This is a genomic window from Pseudomonas californiensis (assembly GCF_021147775.1).
In the GTDB taxonomy this organism is placed as follows: Bacteria; Pseudomonadota; Gammaproteobacteria; order Pseudomonadales; family Pseudomonadaceae; genus Aquipseudomonas; species Aquipseudomonas californiensis.
On sequence record NZ_JAGTPK010000037.1, the window covers coordinates 37,701 to 54,038 of the forward strand.

Annotated in this window: 16 protein-coding genes; 6 read left to right on the top strand and 10 right to left on the bottom strand. The window is 58.5% G+C overall.

Annotation, left to right across the window (positions count from 1 at the left end; genetic code table 11):
* Positions 1-8: 8 nt before the first annotated feature.
* Positions 9-1,523 (bottom strand): trypsin-like serine peptidase, encoded by a 1,515-nt coding sequence (locus KDX37_RS24535; protein ID WP_231655641.1) that lies wholly within the window; start codon positions 1,521-1,523, stop codon positions 9-11.
* Positions 1,524-1,736: 213 nt separating this feature from the next.
* Between KDX37_RS24535 and KDX37_RS24540 the strand changes: the two genes are divergently transcribed.
* Positions 1,737-2,492, top strand: a complete 756-nt coding sequence (locus KDX37_RS24540) for a substrate-binding periplasmic protein (RefSeq protein ID WP_231655643.1) — start codon at positions 1,737-1,739, stop codon at positions 2,490-2,492.
* A 3-nt stretch (positions 2,493-2,495) separates the two neighbouring features.
* On the opposite strand, the gene KDX37_RS24545 is transcribed toward KDX37_RS24540, so the two are convergent.
* From KDX37_RS24545 to gpmI, 4 genes are all read right to left on the bottom strand, one after another.
* On the bottom strand, positions 2,496-3,287 hold the full coding sequence (locus KDX37_RS24545; protein WP_231655644.1) for a divergent polysaccharide deacetylase family protein: 792 nt from the start codon (positions 3,285-3,287) through the stop codon (positions 2,496-2,498).
* A gap of 3 nt (positions 3,288-3,290) precedes the next feature.
* Positions 3,291-4,622 carry a S41 family peptidase gene (locus tag KDX37_RS24550; RefSeq protein WP_231655646.1) on the bottom strand — a complete coding sequence of 444 codons (1,332 nt, stop codon included), beginning with the start codon at positions 4,620-4,622 and terminating at the stop codon, positions 3,291-3,293.
* 33 nt (positions 4,623-4,655) lie between these two features.
* Positions 4,656-5,966: a murein hydrolase activator EnvC family protein gene (locus KDX37_RS24555; protein WP_231655647.1), complete on the bottom strand. Its 1,311-nt coding sequence runs from the start codon at positions 5,964-5,966 to the stop codon at positions 4,656-4,658.
* A 152-nt stretch (positions 5,967-6,118) separates the two neighbouring features.
* The gene (gpmI, locus tag KDX37_RS24560; RefSeq protein WP_231655649.1) at positions 6,119-7,651 is read right to left on the bottom strand and encodes a 2,3-bisphosphoglycerate-independent phosphoglycerate mutase; all 1,533 of its coding nucleotides are present in this window, start codon (positions 7,649-7,651) and stop codon (positions 6,119-6,121) included.
* A gap of 144 nt (positions 7,652-7,795) precedes the next feature.
* On the opposite strand from gpmI, the gene KDX37_RS24565 reads away from it, so the two are divergent.
* From KDX37_RS24565 to secB, 3 genes are read left to right on the top strand one after another with little or no spacing between them, the layout of a single operon-like run.
* Positions 7,796-8,209 (top strand): rhodanese-like domain-containing protein, encoded by a 414-nt coding sequence (locus tag KDX37_RS24565; RefSeq protein WP_231655652.1) that lies wholly within the window; start codon positions 7,796-7,798, stop codon positions 8,207-8,209.
* A gap of 3 nt (positions 8,210-8,212) precedes the next feature.
* On the top strand, positions 8,213-8,464 hold the full coding sequence (gene grxC / locus KDX37_RS24570; RefSeq protein WP_231655654.1) for a glutaredoxin 3: 252 nt from the start codon (positions 8,213-8,215) through the stop codon (positions 8,462-8,464).
* Positions 8,465-8,503: 39 nt separating this feature from the next.
* Entirely contained in the window at positions 8,504-8,995 is a 492-nt protein-coding gene (gene secB, locus KDX37_RS24575; RefSeq protein ID WP_231655655.1) for a protein-export chaperone SecB, read from the top strand.
* Between the two features lie 361 nt (positions 8,996-9,356).
* Here secB and KDX37_RS24580 read toward each other — a convergent pair whose 3' ends face one another.
* Positions 9,357-9,812 (bottom strand): tRNA (cytidine(34)-2'-O)-methyltransferase, encoded by a 456-nt coding sequence (locus KDX37_RS24580; protein ID WP_231655656.1) that lies wholly within the window; start codon positions 9,810-9,812, stop codon positions 9,357-9,359.
* Between KDX37_RS24580 and KDX37_RS24585 the strand changes: the two genes are divergently transcribed.
* The gene (locus KDX37_RS24585) at positions 9,811-10,251 is read left to right on the top strand and encodes a hypothetical protein (RefSeq protein ID WP_231655658.1); all 441 of its coding nucleotides are present in this window, start codon (positions 9,811-9,813) and stop codon (positions 10,249-10,251) included. The genes KDX37_RS24580 and KDX37_RS24585 overlap by 2 nt on opposite strands.
* Before the next feature lie 296 nt (positions 10,252-10,547).
* On the opposite strand, the gene tauD is transcribed toward KDX37_RS24585, so the two are convergent.
* The 4 genes from tauD to tauA form a co-directional block, all read right to left on the bottom strand.
* Entirely contained in the window at positions 10,548-11,381 is an 834-nt protein-coding gene (tauD, locus tag KDX37_RS24590; protein WP_231655659.1) for a taurine dioxygenase, read from the bottom strand.
* 63 nt (positions 11,382-11,444) lie between these two features.
* On the bottom strand, positions 11,445-12,284 hold the full coding sequence (gene tauC, locus KDX37_RS24595; RefSeq protein WP_231655660.1) for a taurine ABC transporter permease TauC: 840 nt from the start codon (positions 12,282-12,284) through the stop codon (positions 11,445-11,447).
* Positions 12,281-13,066: a taurine ABC transporter ATP-binding subunit gene (tauB, locus tag KDX37_RS24600; protein WP_231655662.1), complete on the bottom strand. Its 786-nt coding sequence runs from the start codon at positions 13,064-13,066 to the stop codon at positions 12,281-12,283. Before tauB ends, tauC begins: the two co-directional genes overlap by 4 nt.
* A 27-nt stretch (positions 13,067-13,093) precedes the next feature.
* A complete protein-coding gene (gene tauA / locus KDX37_RS24605) occupies positions 13,094-14,071 on the bottom strand; it encodes a taurine ABC transporter substrate-binding protein (RefSeq protein WP_231655664.1) in 978 nt (325 codons plus the stop codon).
* A 774-nt stretch (positions 14,072-14,845) separates the two neighbouring features.
* Here tauA and KDX37_RS24610 point away from each other — a divergent pair.
* Positions 14,846-16,207 carry an OprD family outer membrane porin gene (locus KDX37_RS24610; protein ID WP_231655665.1) on the top strand — a complete coding sequence of 454 codons (1,362 nt, stop codon included), beginning with the start codon at positions 14,846-14,848 and terminating at the stop codon, positions 16,205-16,207.
* Positions 16,208-16,338: the final 131 nt, after the last annotated feature.

Below are 16,338 nucleotides of genomic sequence, written 5' to 3' on the forward strand. Positions count from 1 at the left end.
TTTTCGTTTCAGCTGGCTTTATCTGCTTCGATCAGCAGATCGGTCCGAGGCGCCGACGCCTGACCTGATTCGTCTCGTGCAAGGGTGCACAGCTTGATCGACAGCAGGCGCTGGCTGATGGTGAAATTGTAGTAAACCGTTTTGTAGCCGTTCGGGGCCGCGCAGTCGGTCGAATCCGGTGCGCCGAATTTATAGGCATGGTTACTGTGCGTCGGTACGCTTTGGCTGAAGGCGACATGGTGCTTGCCGTTATCCAGGCGCTGAACCGTCACATTTGGCGCTGGTGTTTCACCTCCCTCGATCAGTTCTACGCTATGGATAAAAGCGTTTTCTCTTACGCCCGGCGCATCGCCCTCGTTGCCGTTGTGGCCGACGATACACAACGAGTACACGCCTGGCTCGGTGCCAATCACCGAGTTGATGTGCGCAGTGCGTGAGTCTCGCGAGCTGCGATAGCCGTCCGCCTTGCGGCATTCATCAGGGTTGCGGGTGGTCTTGAACTTGAGCTGCGACGTGTTGATGGTGAACTGCATGTCCCAGCGCGGTGCAATTACAGCGCCTTGCTCGTCGCGTTCAAGCCGGATCAGCTTCTTGCGGTAATACGGGTTGGGCAGCGTCACCTGGGCAGTGGACTGCAAGGTGCAGGCAGCTCGTGAAGGCGTGAAGACTCCCTCGGCAAAACAGGTTTGCAGCGCGTCTACCGGGCTCGCGTAGTTGGTATCGGGGCGCCAGAGCGCTTCGCCGTTATTGATCTCGCAGGGCGAGTCGGCAAAACAGCGGCTTTGCTGCGTCGCGCCCCGCGTGGTGGTGCCCATGATGCCGATTACGGTGTTGTCACGACGATCGATAAGCGGGCTGCCAGAACTGCCTGGCAGCACGTCTTCGCATCGGTTGCTGAGGTTGGCATTCCAGGCGTAGGGGTGTTCGATGATGTTTGCGATCGAGTCCAGCGTGCACGCGGACAGACGCAATGTATTGCCGTTGGAGGCCAGCGGCGCGCTGACTGAAAGCACGTCACCGCCTGTTTGGGGGCTACCCTCGGCAAGCTTCATGGGCGTGATACCGTCTTCGCGCAAGCGCGACAGGGGTGCGTCCAGCTCCAGCAGGGCGAGATCGATGCCGCGCAGGCTGCTCCAGTTGATTCTTTTCAGGCGGTACACCTTGCGCTGAACTGGTGTGTCCTTGAAGTAGTTGAACTCGACATGCCCTTCAATTTCCATGTCCGCGCCCATTTGGCTTGGCCGGGTGTAGGCGCAATGGCCGCTGGTCAGCACGTAGGCCGGGCTTTCGGCGGCAGAAGATGTCGTATGGCTGTCGATAAGTACTGCGGTGCACATTCGGTTGCCGAGGCTTTCGAGGCGTCCGATACCGCTCCAGTGATTGAAATGCCCGTCTTTGTTTTCCAGCAATACAGAAGGCGTGAAGGGGAGCATGCCGTTGCCATAATCGTCGACTTGCGCCGATGCCGCTGTTGCCACGCATGCTGAGGCCAGGGCGAGAAAAAACGTGTTTGTGATGCTCATTATCGTTCCTTGATAGGGCAGGGTTAGTGCGCCATCAAATACCTGTTCCGCCTGCGGTGTGATTTACATAGTTATACGGATCAGCGCTTTAGCCACAAGGCGGCGGCTTTGTCGGTAAGGGTTGTCTTAAAGCGACATCGCAGAACAGCGAGCTAGACACTGCTGCAGGTTCGCGGCACTCTGCATGCGTCGTCAAGGATCGAGTGCCGGAACATGTTCAAACGTTTTTCTCTAGCACTTGTCGGGACGGGCGTTCTATTGAGCGAAGTTGCCCACGGCGGTGACGCTCCCGCCTATTCAATGGTGTTGCTGACCGAAAATTATCCGCCATACAACATGGCGGTAGATGGCAAGAACTTCGCTCAGGAAAACAATATCGACGGTATCTCTGTCGATGTAGTGCGCGAAATGTTCAAGCGTGCGGGTATTGGCTACAGCATGACCCTGCGTTTCCCCTGGGAGCGCGTCTACAAGCTTGCGTCGGAAAAACACGGCTATGGCGTGTTCTCCACGGTGCGCACCGCTGAGCGCGAGCCACTGTTCAAGTGGGTAGGCCCTATCGGTCCGGTCGAGTGGGTGTTGCTGGCCCCGGCCAACAGTCAGATTGCCTTGACCAGTCTTGAACAGGCCAAGGTTTATCAGGTGGGCGCCTACAAGGGCGATGCGCTGGCAGAGCACCTGACCTTGAAGGGCTTTGAGCCTGTGGTCACGCTGCGCGATCAGGACAACGCCAGAAAGCTGGTCACCGGTCAGATCGATCTGTGGGCGACTGCTGATCCGGTCGGGCGTTACCTGGCCAAGCAGGAAGGCATTACCGGGCTTAAAACTGTATTGCGCTTCAATACCGCCCAGTTGTACCTGGCACTGAACAAGGACACGCCGCAAAGTGTTGTCGATCGCTTGCAGTCAGCACTGGACACCATGCGCAGCGAGGGCTTGCTGGAGAAAATTCGCGACCGGTATCTGTAAGGCTTACCGGTAAGTGCCGTCTTTCCCGTGTCCCGCCATTGCCTGATTGCCGCGCAGGCTGATCATGTGCCGCAATTCAATCCACTCGATGCCCTGTGCTTTCAGTTTCGGCAGTTCGCGTTCCAGTACGTCGAGCGTAACGGGGTAGGGGTGGCCGATGACCACGGCCGAGCCTTGCTTGTGCGCCAGCTTGATGGCGGTCTGTAACTGGCGGGTGATGGCTTCAGCGGTGCGCTCGTCATCCAGAAATACATCCCTGGAAACGCTGGCCAGGCCGATGCGCTGGGCCTGAGCGGCGGCGACGGTTTTGGCGCTGGTGCGGCTGTCGACGAAAAACAGATGTCGACGCTGCAGCTCTGCCATCAGCCAGCCCATGGCGACGGGCTCAGCCGTCATGCGGCTGCCCATGTGGTTGTTGATGCCAGCTGCGTACGGCACTTTCAACAGTGCTGCATTCAGACGGCTTTCAAGTTCCGGCAAAGGCAGTTCCGGGTGCCAGGCGTAGGGGCCTGTTGCCGGGTCCATTGGCATATGCAGCATCACGGTTTTACGCGCGCGGTGTGCCTCACGGGCAAATTCGGTCGCATTTGGCGTGTCAGGCATGATCGCCAGTGTCACCGGGCCGGGAAGCGCCAGCGTGCGGCTGTCCCGCGCCGGGTTCTGACCCAGGTCATCAATGATCAGGCTGAGGTAGGCGACAGCAGGTTTGCCGTTACCGCCATCACTGCTCGCTGGCGCTGCCTGAGCAACGCCAGCGATCGTGAAGGCCAGCAATAACGGGGCAAGAAAACGCATCCGTCAGTTGCCGCGAGTGATGCTCAACCCTTTGAGCAGGCTGAGCGCCTGGCTGAGCTGGAAGTCATTATCCTGCGGACGGGCCTTGGCCGCTGCGCCGCCTTTGAGGGTCGGCTTGTCTGCACCGCCGTTGCCATTGCCCAGGTGGCCTAGCAGGTCGGCTTCCTTGTAGTTCTCGCCGTCCGTTTCGTTGGTGACCTTGGCGCGACGCACCACGATGTCCGGGTTGATCCCCTGTGCCTGAATGGAGCGGCCGTTAGGCGTGTAGTACAGCGCCGTGGTGATCTTCAAGGCGCGGTCGTTGTTCAGCGGCAGAACGGTTTGCACCGAGCCTTTGCCGAAGGTGTCGGTGCCCATCAGGATGCCGCGCTTCTGGTCTTGCAGTGCACCGGCGACAATTTCTGACGCCGAGGCGCTGCCGCCGTTGATCAGCACCACCAGAGGTACGCCTTCACTGGCATCCGCCGGGTCGGCCGAGAAGCGCAGTTCAGAGTTGGCGATGCGGCCTTTGGTGTAGACGATCAAACCTTTGGTCAGGAAGTGATCCGCCACTTGCACAGCTGATTGCAGAACGCCGCCCGGGTTGTTGCGCAGGTCCAGGATCAGGCCGCTCATCTTCTTGCCGTTGTCTTTGCGCAGCTTGGCCAGTGCCTTGCCGACTTCATCGCCCGTCTTGACCTGGAACTGGGTGATGCGGATATAACCGTAGCCGTTTTCCAGCATCTGCGACTTCACGCTTTTGACCTGGATCGTGGCGCGTGCCAGCGTCACGTCGAACGGGGTACCACCGTCGCGTACCAGCGTCAGGGTGATCTTCTCGCCGATCTTGCCGCGCATCTTGTCGACCGCTTCCTGCATGGTCTGACCCTGAGTCGGCGTACCGTTGATCTTGACGATCAGGTCGCCAGCCTCGATACCTGCCTTGGACGCCGGAGTGTCGTCGATAGGCGATACCACCTTGACGAAGCCGTCCTCGACGCCAACCTCGATCCCCAGCCCGCCGAACTCACCGCTGGTGCTTTCCTGCAGTTCCTGGAAGTCTTCCGGACCGAGATAGGCCGAGTGCGGGTCGAGGTTGCTGAGCATGCCCTTGATGGCATTTTCCAGCAGCGTTTTATCGTCCACCGGCTCTACGTAAGCCGCCTTTACCCGATCCATGACTTCGGCAAACGTGCGCAGTTCTTCAAGCGGCAATGGCGGCTTCGCATTGACGTTGGCGGGCGCGGCTGCTGCTGCCGGGGCTGGCGTGGTTTTTTCGGCAGCGTGCGCCAGAGGCGCGCCGATAACGATGGCGATAGCCATGGCCAGCGAGGTGAGGCGGGACAAATGCAGCATGTCTAACGAACTCCTACGGGTATTGGCGCCGACTTATCCTTGAGTGCGGCACCATTGGGCTGGATCGCTGGGGCGACCCTGCTGACGAATTGCAAAGTACAACGCTGATGTATCCTGACCGCCACTGTTGCCTACCGTGGAAATCGCTTCACCGGCTTTCACGATGTCACCTGCCGATTTGAGCAGGCTCTGGTTGTGCCCATACAGGCTCAAATAGCCATTGCCATGGTCGAGAATGACCAGAAGCCCAGCGCCACGCAACCAGTCAGCGAAAACCACTCGTCCACCGTGCACGGCATGTACCTGGCTTCCGGCTGCCGCGCTGATCATGACACCGTCCCATTTGGTCCGCTCGTCATCACCGCGCGCTTCACCAAAGCGTGCAAGCAATCGACCATTGATAGGCCATGGAAGTTTTCCCTTTGCGTCAGCAAAAGGACCGCCATACGAGACACCAGCACTGGAAACCAGCGCGCCGGGGCTTTTGACCGGGCGTCGTGGTGCGGGTTCATCATCGTTATCGTGGCTGTTGCGGGCGACGGCTTCGGCCTCGCGCTGACGTTTTTCCTCAGCCTCGCGTGCTGCGACCAGGGCTTTCTGGCGCGCCTCTTCGGCTTCGCGTGCCTGACGGGCGAGGGTTTCTTCAATGGTTTTGAGCACTTTGGCGAGGTCAGCCTGATCCTGCTGGCGGGCCTGCAGCTTCTGATCGCGAGCCTTGTAGTCCTGATTCAGCTTGGCCAATGCCTGCTGACGCTCCTGACGTACCTTGGCCAGCTCTTCGCTCTGGCTGTCCAGATTGCTCTTTTGCACCAGCAGTTGTGCCTGTTGCAGGTCGATGTCTTTTTCGACATTGGCCAACTGGCGCAGGGTTTCATTGAAGTTGCGTAACTGCTCCAGGCGCGCCTGGCTCAGGTAGTCGTAATAGGTGAGGGTACGAGCGAACTTCTCGGGGTGTTGCTGGTTGAGCAACAGCTTGAGGTATTCCTGGCGGCCACTCTGGTACGCGGCGCGCGCCTGGATCGCAATCAGACGTTGCTGTTCTACACGGGCCTGGTTGAGCTTCTTTTTTTCACTGTCGAGCTTTTGCAGCTCGGCTTCCGTCTTTTTTAGTTCCTTTTGCAGGACCTCGACCTGCTTTTCCAACTTGCCCATGTCAGTTTCAGTGGTGCGCAGGTCCTTTTGGACGCCGGCGCGTTCTTCCTGAAGTTTGCCCAGGACTTTTTGCAGCTCTGCCACATCCTGACGCGCAGCATCTATCTGTTTTTGGGTTTGCACACGATCATCTTCGGCAAACGCCGGATTGAGCAGGCAAATCAGAGCAAGGGCGATCAGGGCGCGAAGCATGTGGGTGGGCGATACCGAGGAATTGTGAGAAAAAATGTCAGGCCTAGTATGCCCGCCACGCGTTGCAAAAAAAACGCCCCGAAGCCACTGCTTTGGGGCTCGAACATGAAAAAACCGGCAATGCCTGGTGGCGGATCGCCGGTTTTCACCCTTTACTCCGCGACGAGGATCGAATGACCGGTCATCTCTTGCGGTTTTTCCATTTCCAGCAGTTGCAGCAGGGTCGGCGCAACGTCAGCCAGAACGCCGCCTTCGCGGACCTTCAATTGGCGCTTGCCAACGTAGATGAAAGGCACCGGCTCGGAGGTGTGCGCAGTGTGCGCCTGACCGGTCGAATCGTCGGTCATCTGCTCGACGTTGCCATGGTCGGCTGTAATCAGCGCTTCGCCGCCGACTTTTTCCAGGGCGTCGGTAATACGGCCGACACACACGTCCAGGCATTCAACGGCCTTGATCGCTGCTTCCATTATCCCGCTGTGGCCGACCATGTCACCGTTGGCGTAGTTGACGATGATCACGTCGTAACGCTGGTTCTCGATGGCGTCGACGATTTTGTCGGTAACTTCCGGTGCGCTCATTTCTGGCTGAAGATCGTAAGTGGCGACTTTTGGCGACGGGATCAGGATGCGCTCTTCGCCTGGGAACGGCTCTTCGCGGCCGCCGGAGAAAAAGAACGTCACGTGGGCGTACTTTTCGGTCTCGGCGATGCGCAACTGAGTCTTGCCGTTATCGGCCAGGTATTGGCCCAGCACATTCTTCAGGCTGCCGGCTGCAAAAGCCGATGGCGCAGGAATGCTCGCTGCGTATTGGGTCAGCATCACGTAATTGACCTTCGGCTGACGGGCGCGCTCGAAATCCTTGAAATCGTCTTCAACGAATACACGAGTCAGTTCGCGAGCACGGTCGGCACGGAAGTTCATGAACACCACGGCATCGCCATCTTCGACTTTTGCGGGGTCGCCAATACGGGTGGCTTTGACGAACTCATCGTTTTCGTCGCGGGCATAGGCAGCTTCAAGGCCGGCAACGCTGTTGTCAGCGTGGAATTCTGCGGTGCTGTCGACGATCAGGTTATAGGCCGTGGAAACGCGGTCCCAGCGGTTGTCGCGGTCCATGGCAAAGTAGCGGCCGATGATTGTCGCGGTACGGCCCTTGCCGAGGCGGGCAAAGGCGTCGTCCATCAGCTCAAGGGATTTCTTCGCGCTGCGAGGCGGTGTGTCGCGACCGTCGAGAAAGGCGTGCAAGTAGATTTTTTCAGCACCGCGTTTCACGGCCAGCTCGGCCATGGCTACCAGGTGGTCCTGATGGCTGTGAACGCCGCCATCGGACAGCAGGCCCATGATGTGCACGGCCTTGCCAGCGCCGACGGCCTTGTCCACTGCGGCGCAGATGGTCGGGTTCTCGAAGAACTCACCGTCGCGAATCGCTTTGGTCACTCGAGTGAAATCCTGATACACCACGCGTCCGGCGCCCAGGTTCATGTGGCCGACTTCGGAGTTGCCCATCTGCCCGTCCGGCAGTCCGACATCCATGCCCGACCCGGAAATCAGGCCGTTGGGCATGGTTTTGTAGAGGCGATCCATGACTGGCATCTTCGCGGCCAGGATCGCATTGCCTTCGTGGCTTTCGCTGTGTCCGAAGCCATCCAGGATGATTAGGACCAGAGGTTTTGGCGTGGCAGTCATAGAACCCACTCGAGGCTGGTTGGTGAAAGTACAAGGGATCGGCATTTTAAGGACAAGTTCAAACGGCGTCACTGCCGTACGGACTTTGGCCGACCTTGGGTGCTGTGTATACTGGCCGACATTTTAACGCCCTGGAACCTACCGATGGTTGCTCATCTGCTTGAATTCGCTACTAACCACTATTTGATCACCGGTGCCTTCGTCATTCTGTTGGGACTGCTGATCGCTTACGAACTGAGCAAAGGCGGCGCCAGCCTGAGCACCCGCGAGCTGACCGCACTGGTCAACAACGACCAGGGCGTGGTCATCGACGTGCGCTCCAAGAAGGATTTTGCCGCTGGCCACATCGTTGGCTCCCTGAACTTTCCGCAGGACAAGGTGCTGACCCGCACCGCCGAACTGCAGAAATACAAGGACAAGACGTTGATCATAGTCGACGCAATGGGGCAGCATGCGGGCAGCACTGCTCGCGAGCTGCTCAAGACCGGCTTCAAGGCGGCCAAACTGTCCGGCGGTATTTCCAGCTGGCGTGGTGACAATCTTCCCCTGGTGAAATGAAAAATGGCTCAAGTCATCGTTTATTCCAGTGACTACTGCCCGTATTGCATACGCGCCAAGCAGTTGCTGCAAAGCAAGAGCGTGGCCTTCGAGGAAATCAGGGTCGACGGCAAACCACAGGTTCGTGCCGAGATGACCAAGAAAGCCGGGCGCACTTCAGTGCCACAGATCTGGATCGGTTCCACCCACGTGGGCGGCTGCGATGACCTGTTTGCTCTGGAGCGCGCTGGCAAGCTCGATGCGCTGCTGGCCTGATTCCCCCTACTTAACAGCCCCATTTGAGAAGGATCCGAAATGACCGATCAACCGAACAACGGCGCCGTGGCCAACGAAGAAGACAACGCTCCGCAATTCTCCCTGCAGCGTATCTATGTTCGCGACCTGTCTTTCGAAGCACCGAAAAGCCCGGCGATTTTTCGTCAGGAGTGGACGCCGACTGTCAGCCTCGACCTCAACACCCGTCAGAAGCCGCTGGAAGGCGATTTCTACGAGGTCGTGCTGACCCTGTCCGTAACCGTCAACAACGGCGACGAAGTGGCCTTCATCGTTGAAGTGCAGCAGGCCGGTATCTTCCTGATCAAGGGGCTGGACGACGGCGCGATGAGCCACACACTGGGTGCGTTCTGCCCTAACATCCTGTTCCCGTACGCTCGTGAAGCCATCGACAACCTGGTTGTCCGCGGCTCGTTCCCGGCGCTGATGCTGGCCCCGGTGAACTTCGACGCACTGTACGCGCAAGAGCTGCAACGCATGCAGGAAGCCGGCGAAACGCCGACCGTCCAGTAAGCGCTGTTGCCAATAAAAACGCCCTTCGGGGCGTTTTTTGCGTTCTGGCGGGTTCCGTTTCTCAGCTCCATTGACCAGTGCAAATGATCCGGCATCACTACCCATGCCAAGGAATGGGCCAGTTCGTGTACCTGCGCCCTTGACGCCCTGCCGGTGCGTAAACAATGCGACGCTGCTTTTCCTGTCGTCCTTTGAGCCTTGCTTCAGTCCTGGACAACTGACTGTAGAAGCAGGGTTTACTGGCCGGGAGTAAGGGTTTGGCAGGGTGTTTCTGACAGAGAGCTCGCCATTGAAGCGAGCCGGGCGGCGTTCCGTTCGCTCGCGAAGGCTGCCTGAAGTGCGCCGTCCGGCTGATTGCTATCTAGGCAAACCCGTGTTGACGCCAGGCCTCATACACCGCCACGGCCACGGTGTTTGACAGGTTCAGACTGCGGCAGCCTTCGCGCATTGGCAGGCGCAGTCGGTGTTCGCTGGTCAATGAATCCAGAACTTCAGCAGGCAGCCCACGGCTTTCAGGGCCGAACAGAAACGCATCGCCCGGCTCGAAGCTTGCGTCATGAAAAGGCCGCGAACCTTTGGTTGTGAATGCAAACAACCTGGGATTGCCGATCTTTTCCAGGCAACTGGGCAGGTCAGGATGGGTCTGCAGCGTGGCATACTCGTGGTAGTCGAGACCCGCACGACGCAGGCGCTTGTCGTCCAGCTCGAAACCCAGCGGCTCGATCAAATGCAGGGTGCAGCCACTGTTGGCGCACAGCCTGATGACGTTGCCGGTATTCGGCGGAATTTCTGGTTGAAAAAGGATGACGTGAAACATGCACGGCTCCGAACGAAAGGACGACGAGCATTCTACCCTTGAAGAGGACCCAAGACCGAAGCTATGGCCGCGAGTTCTGGGTTCGATGGCTATTGTCGGCTTTACGGTGGGTACGATTATCGGTCGCTTGCAGCAACCTGACCCGCTTGAGCTGGAGCAGATTGAAGAGCTGCCCGCCGGGCTGGCACTGTGGTTCAACGAAGAGCCCCGTTACCAGAGCGCGAACGTGGACGGCGCTGTAGTGCTCAACGTGCAGGCGTATGGACAGCCGTGGAATGGTCAATTGAAGCTGGACAACAAAGTTGCGCGCTGGAAGGTGGAGCGAGGTGAGAAGGGGTTGGTGCTGACGCTCCTGGCGGCCCGTCCACTTCACGGCGACTGGCGCACAGAGAAGGTGGACGGGCGCTGGAGACTGGAGGTCAGTCTCCGGGAGGAATAAAAGAGGGGAATCCCCGGCCTGCCTGTACCAAGGTCCCCAAAACTGGTGATAGTTAACCTAATGCAGAGCTCGTGCCAGTTTTGAGAAACCAACTGATAAAGACTGTTTTCCGGGCCTGAAACCCTTGATTAGAGGGGCTTGAATGCACGCAGGGCAGATTGCAGCATCCGGAACCATGTTTGGCCCGTTATCCCCTTGCCGGTTTTTGCACCCAATGTGCGCACCGAAACGCTGCATCACACCAAGCTGATGCACGTTTTGATTCAGGCCGCATGAGAGCGCTCCAGGTTGTATTCCTAGACGGGCACGTCACCCAGGATCGTCGCGCGGTGCATCACTCTGCGTTGCGGCCGGTAGTCGTCCACTGCGTAGTGCTGGGTTGAGCGGTTATCCCAGAACGCCACGTCGTTTTCCTGCCAGCGCCAGCGAATCGTAAACTCAGGGCGCGTGGCGTGGCTGAACAGCAGCTTGAGAATCGCTTCGCTCTCTGCTGCCTCCAGCTCGTTGATCCTTGTGGTGAAGCCTTCGTTGACGAACAGCGACTTGCGGCCGCTGACCGGGTGTGTGCGAATGACCGGGTGTGACAGCGGCGGGTTTTTGCGCCGGGCCTCTTCCCAGCGCGCAAGGTCTTGCGGGGTAGTGCCGAAGCGGTCCAGCGGGAAAGACCGGGTGAAGTCATGCGTTGCGCTCAGGCCGTCGAGTAATAATTGCAGCGGTTTCGAGAGCGCCTCATAAGCTGCAACCCCGCTGGCCCACAATGTGTCGCCGCCATACGCTGGCAGATGTTGCGCAGTGAGCACCGCGCCCATCGCAGGCGTTGGCAGGAAGGTCACGTCGGTGTGCCAGATGGCGTTGTCGCGCACATCGGTCTGGGCGGTATCCAGAATCAGCACTTCGGGCTGTTCGGGGACGTTCGGGTAAATCGGATGGATGTGCAGATCGCCGAAGCTCGCCGCGAATCGTGCCTGCTGTTGAGGCGTTAGCGGTTGGTCACGGAAGAACAGCACATGATGTTCAAGCAGGGCCTGCTCGATGTGATCGCGTTGTTCATCGGTCAAAGGTTGGCTGAGGTCGACACCGCTGATCTGCGCGCCCAAGGCGAAACTCAACGGGGTGATGTGCAGGCTCATGGTTGCTCTCTATCTATAAGGCGCCGAGCTGTCGGCGTGGTCAGTGTGCTGAGGGTGCGGCAGTCAATGGCTTTGGCCATGCCAGGGCACCAGACGACGTTGCAGCGCGCGCAGGCTCAACTCCATTGCGAAGGCGATCACGGCAATCACCAGGATCCCCAGCACCACCACATCGGTCACCAGAAACTGCGCGGCGGACTGCACCATGAACCCCAGGCCGCTGGTGGCGGCAATGAGTTCGGCCGCGACCAGTGTCGACCAGCCCACACCCAGACCAATGCGTATACCGATCAGAATGTCCGGCAGGGCGCTGGGCAGGATCACATGACGGATCAATTGCCACCGGGTGGCGCCCAGCGATTGCGCTGCGCGCAGTTTTGTCGGGTCCACAGTACGAACACCGGTGGCCGTGGCAATGGCGATGGGCGCGAAGATCGCCAGGTAGATCAGCAGCACCTTGGAGAACTCGCCGATGCCGAACCAGATCACGATCAGCGGCAGATAGGCCAGCGGCGGGATTGGCCGATAGAATTCGATCAGGGGATCAAAAATGCCGCGTGCGATACGGTTGTGCCCGATGGCAATGCCGACTGGAATCGCAGTCAATATCGCTGCGCCCAGGGCGATGCCAATGCGTTGGAGGCTGGCGCCCAGATGCTGCCAGAGCGTTGAGTCCATGTAGCCCCTGGTTGCCAGCAACCAGCCTTTTTCCAGTACGTCTGATGGCGGAGGCAGAAACAACGGTTCAATCCAGCCGGCTGCAGTGACCGCCCACCAGGTCGTCAGCAGTAAGGCAAGCGTCACCACACTGATGGCTTGAGTGCTCAGGTAAACGCGTGGAGCACTGACCTGTGGTGTGGCCTTGTCAGGCTTGGCCGTGCTTGTCAGTTCGTAGCCGCTCATGCTCGCTGCTCCCTTGTACGTTGGGAAAAGACACTGGACAGCACGTGTTCACGGGTCTCGATGAAGCGCGGATCGGACTTGATCGCACGCGCAGACTCGCCTGCGCTGTAGCGCTGACCAAAGTCCAGTTTCAGGTGCGCAGCGACGCGGCCCGGGTTTGGGGTCAGCAGGATCAGGTCAGTGGCCAGAAAAACCGCTTCTTCTATATCGTGCGTAATCAGAAAGACTGGTTTGGCGGTACGTCGCCAGACTTGCAGCAGCAACTCCTGCATGTGCTCGCGGGTAAAGGCATCCAGTGCGCCGAATGGCTCATCCATCAGCAGAACACTGGGGTCCGCTGCCAGTGCTCGTGCCAGGCCGACACGCTGGCGCTGACCGCCGGACAGTTGCCAGATGCGGCGATGCTCGAAGCCGACCAGGTCCACCAGCGCGAGCATCTCCCGCGCCCGTGCCTCACGTTCAGCGCGAGCCACACCGGCCAGCTCCAGACCAAATGCGACATTGGCCAGCACATCCTGCCATGGCAACAGGGCGTCATCCTGAAACACCACGCCACGCTCTGCGCCAGGGCCGTTTACCGCTACGCCGTCCAGCGTGATGCGACCACTGCTCGGCGTGACGAAGCCGGCAATCAGATTCAACAGCGAGGTTTTGCCGCTGCCTGACGGCCCGAGTGCAACCAGCAATTGCTCCGGGCCGAGACTGAGGTTGATGTCTGCGAGCACCGGCTGGGATGCGCCGGGGTACTGTGCGCAGATGCGCTCCAGTTGCAGTAGGGCCATGACGGTGTCTCCTGGTGGTCCGGTCAGTCAGCGAGTGATGAATTGGGCGCTGACGTAAGGCGAGTAGTCAGGCAGCACAGCATCCACCTTGCCCTGCTCCTTCAAAAAGGCTGCGGTCTTGGTCACGGCTTCTATGGTCGGTGTACCCAGCAGTGCCGTCTGATCGCTGGCCAGCGGGTAAACGTTGCCTTGCAGCAAACCAGGAATGTCTGACGCCTTGGCGCCCGATAGCTTGGTCAGCTTGTCGATGTTAGCGGGGTTGGCGATCCAGGCGTTCGGGTCCTGGCGGTAGCTGGCATAGGCGTCGAGCGTCACTTTGGCGAACGCGCGCACTACTTCTGGATGCTTGGCGGCGAAGTCTTTGCGCACGATCCAGGCGTCGAATGTCGGGGCGCCCACTTTGGCCAGCTCGCCAGAGGTAATGAGCACTTTGCCGGTTTCCTTGGCCACGCCCAACGCTGGGTCCCAGACATAGGTTGCGTCGATGTCGCCACGCTTCCAGGCAGCGGCAATGGCTGGTGGCGCTAGGTTGAGGATGGTCACTTTCGACGGATCGATGTTCCAGTGCTTGAGGGCCGCGAGCAGGCTGTAGTGGCCGGTGGAAACAAACGGAACGGCGACTTTCTTGCCGATCAGGTCCTGCGGAGAGTTGATACCCGAGCCATTGCGGGCGACCAGTGCTTCAGCGGCGCCAATCTGGGTGGCAATCAGAAAGGTTTCCACCGGCAGCTTGCGGGTTGCGGCAGCAGTGAACGGGCTCGAGCCCAGATAACCGATCTGCACGTCGCCGGAAGCAATGGCCGTAATGACATCTGCACCGTTATCGAATTTGCGCCAGGCAATCTTAGACTCAGTGGCCTTTTCGTAGGCGTTGTCCGCCTGAGCCACCTTTGCCGGGTCGACCGTGGTCTGGTACGCAACGGTAAAGTCAGCGGCGTTGGCCAGAAACGTTGCGCTGGTCAGCGAAAGCGCAGTCAGCAGGCGTAAGGAAAAGTGCAGTTTCATGGTGATGCTCCGAATCGGGCGGGCAGGGGGCAGGCCGAATACGGAGACTAGATGATCTAAGAATCACATTATAAATAACGTTTAGGTATTAGCTTATGAGGGATACAGGCATGCCGAATGGATGAGTGCCCGTTTTCACCACGGGCTGGCGTTCTGATTTTTTAAAGCTGACAGGCTGAAAGCTCGACCGAGGACACTGAAATACACGCTTTGTTCATTGGTGGCGTGGCAGACCGTTGCGGACCGAAAATCGCCGCCGTCTGACTTGGAAAATGGTTTTTTTCAGTCTATTTCGTCGTTTTTTAAACGGCGGGTGGCGTAATGATGACAACTGTAACATTGGTTTTCTATTCTCTTGGAAGTACCCGTTTTATAAGGGTTTTAAGGGCTTTGCCGGCGGGCTTGGCTTTTGAGGCTGCTGACTGACGGGTCCCGATTTGGCCGCTTGGTTACCAAAAACCAAATGATCTGACGAATGGTCGTGAAATATTTTTTGGGAATTAGCGATACAGGTCGATACACTCCGTGACGTCGGTGCAGACACGGGTTGTGACATATATCCAATAGTTCTTAAGAGCGCGGAAATAGTTTCTTTTGGACCTGAAGATTTTTCACTACCGTGCTGCCACCGACATACGCGGTCTAGTCAAGAAGTCGGGGCGTACAGAAACCATTGACCTCAAGGTCGGGACTGTCGCCTATCGCAAATCCGTGGGTCAGAGCTTTCGCTCGGCACCATGGACATAAAAAATTAGATTCACGAGGAGCGTAGCAATGAAGAAGTCCACCCTGGCCTTGGCCGTTACCGTCGGTGTATTGGCCCAGCAGGCCGGTGCAGCTGGTTTCCTTGAAGACAGCAAGGCGTCCGTCAGTTCTCGTACCCTGTATTTCAACAACGATCTGCGTGAAGGCGTTCGTGCGTCAGATCAGCGTGAAACCGCTACTGGCCTGAAGTTCGACTACATCTCTGGCTTCACTCAGGGCACTGTAGGCTTTGGTCTTGATGCCCAGGCTGTTGTGGGTGTTCATCTGGGCGGTGGCATTGATCACCACAGCGCTGCAACGGCCAACACCGTTGTGCCGACTGACACAGACGGCTCCTCGGTCAGCGACTGGTCCCGTGCCGGTGGCAACCTGAAAGCTCGCTTCTCCAAAACCGAATTGAAAGTCGGTAACGCTCTGGCACCTAACCTGCCAATCCTGGTCAGCAACGACGGTCGTTTGCTGCCACAGGCTTTCGAGGGTGGCATCGTCACCTCCAAAGACCTGGACAACGTGACCTTCACCGGCGGCCAACTGACCAAGTCGAGCGGCCGTGCATCGAGCAACTGGGCTGACCTGTCCGTTGCCGGCGCCACTCAGGGCAGCGACGCGTTCCGTTTCGCAGGCGCTGACTGGAAAGTCACCAAAGACCTGACCCTGCAGTACTACTTCGCCAACCTGGAAGACTTCTACAAGCAACACTTCCTGGGCCTGGTTCACGTTTACCAGATCGCCGACAACCAATCTTTCAAGACTGACCTGCGCTACTTCAACAGCAGCTCTGACGGCAAGAACAGCAGCAACACCGCTGGCTATGGCTTCAACAACAACAGCGGCTATGCAAAAACCATCGGTGAAGTTGATAACCAGACCTGGTCTGCCATGTTCACCTACACCCTCGGCGGCCACGCGTTCTTGCTGGGTCACCAGCAGGTTGGCGACGACGGCGGCATGGTGTTCCTGAACCAGGGCAACGTTGTTGACGGTCGCGGTCGTCCAGAAGGCAACGGCGGCGCAAGCTTCTACTCGTTCACTGACTCGATGATCAACGGCTTCAACCGTGCCGGTGAAAACACCACCTTCGGTCAGTACTCGTATGACTTCGCCAAGCTGGGCGTTCCAGGCCTGAAAGCTGCTATCGCTTACCTGCACGCCGATGACATCAAAGGCGCTCGTGGTACTACTGCCTTCGGCAAAGAGTACTCAGAGTGGGAACGCGACATGCGTGTTGACTACGTCGTTCAGAGCGGCCTGTTGAAAGGCTTCGGCACTACCGTACGTTACGGCACCTACCGTGCTGACGACGGCCTGAACAACTCGACTAACGCCGACCAGGCTCGCGTCATCTTCAACTACACCTACAACTTCATGTAAGTGTATTGAGCGTCAAAGAAGCCCCGCCTTGTGCGTAATGCTGTTCACTTAAGCGGAGCAGCCTTACGGTCCACTGGGTACCGGGTTTTAGAAATCTTCACCGTCCTTGGCCTTCCCGGCCTTGGGCGGTA

Excerpts from the sequence above, each read along its gene's own strand:
- KDX37_RS24610 (WP_231655665.1), top strand. The coding sequence starts at position 14,846 with ATGAAGAAGTCCACCCTGGCCTTGGCCGTTACCGTCGGTGTATTGGCC.
- KDX37_RS24540 (WP_231655643.1), top strand. The coding sequence starts at position 1,737 with ATGTTCAAACGTTTTTCTCTAGCACTTGTCGGGACGGGCGTTCTATTG.
- KDX37_RS24545 (WP_231655644.1), bottom strand. The coding sequence starts at position 3,287 with ATGCGTTTTCTTGCCCCGTTATTGCTGGCCTTCACGATCGCTGGCGTT.
- KDX37_RS24535 (WP_231655641.1), bottom strand. The coding sequence starts at position 1,523 with ATGAGCATCACAAACACGTTTTTTCTCGCCCTGGCCTCAGCATGCGTG.
- KDX37_RS24555 (WP_231655647.1), bottom strand. The coding sequence starts at position 5,966 with ATGCTTCGCGCCCTGATCGCCCTTGCTCTGATTTGCCTGCTCAATCCG.
- tauB (WP_231655662.1), bottom strand. The coding sequence starts at position 13,066 with ATGGCCCTACTGCAACTGGAGCGCATCTGCGCACAGTACCCCGGCGCA.
- tauD (WP_231655659.1), bottom strand. The coding sequence starts at position 11,381 with ATGAGCCTGCACATCACCCCGTTGAGTTTCGCCTTGGGCGCGCAGATC.
- tauA (WP_231655664.1), bottom strand. The coding sequence starts at position 14,071 with ATGAAACTGCACTTTTCCTTACGCCTGCTGACTGCGCTTTCGCTGACC.
- KDX37_RS24580 (WP_231655656.1), bottom strand. The coding sequence starts at position 9,812 with ATGTTTCACGTCATCCTTTTTCAACCAGAAATTCCGCCGAATACCGGC.
- secB (WP_231655655.1), top strand. The coding sequence starts at position 8,504 with ATGACCGATCAACCGAACAACGGCGCCGTGGCCAACGAAGAAGACAAC.
- KDX37_RS24585 (WP_231655658.1), top strand. The coding sequence starts at position 9,811 with ATGCACGGCTCCGAACGAAAGGACGACGAGCATTCTACCCTTGAAGAG.
- gpmI (WP_231655649.1), bottom strand. The coding sequence starts at position 7,651 with ATGACTGCCACGCCAAAACCTCTGGTCCTAATCATCCTGGATGGCTTC.
- KDX37_RS24565 (WP_231655652.1), top strand. The coding sequence starts at position 7,796 with ATGGTTGCTCATCTGCTTGAATTCGCTACTAACCACTATTTGATCACC.
- grxC (WP_231655654.1), top strand. The coding sequence starts at position 8,213 with ATGGCTCAAGTCATCGTTTATTCCAGTGACTACTGCCCGTATTGCATA.
- tauC (WP_231655660.1), bottom strand. The coding sequence starts at position 12,284 with ATGAGCGGCTACGAACTGACAAGCACGGCCAAGCCTGACAAGGCCACA.
- KDX37_RS24550 (WP_231655646.1), bottom strand. The coding sequence starts at position 4,622 with ATGCTGCATTTGTCCCGCCTCACCTCGCTGGCCATGGCTATCGCCATC.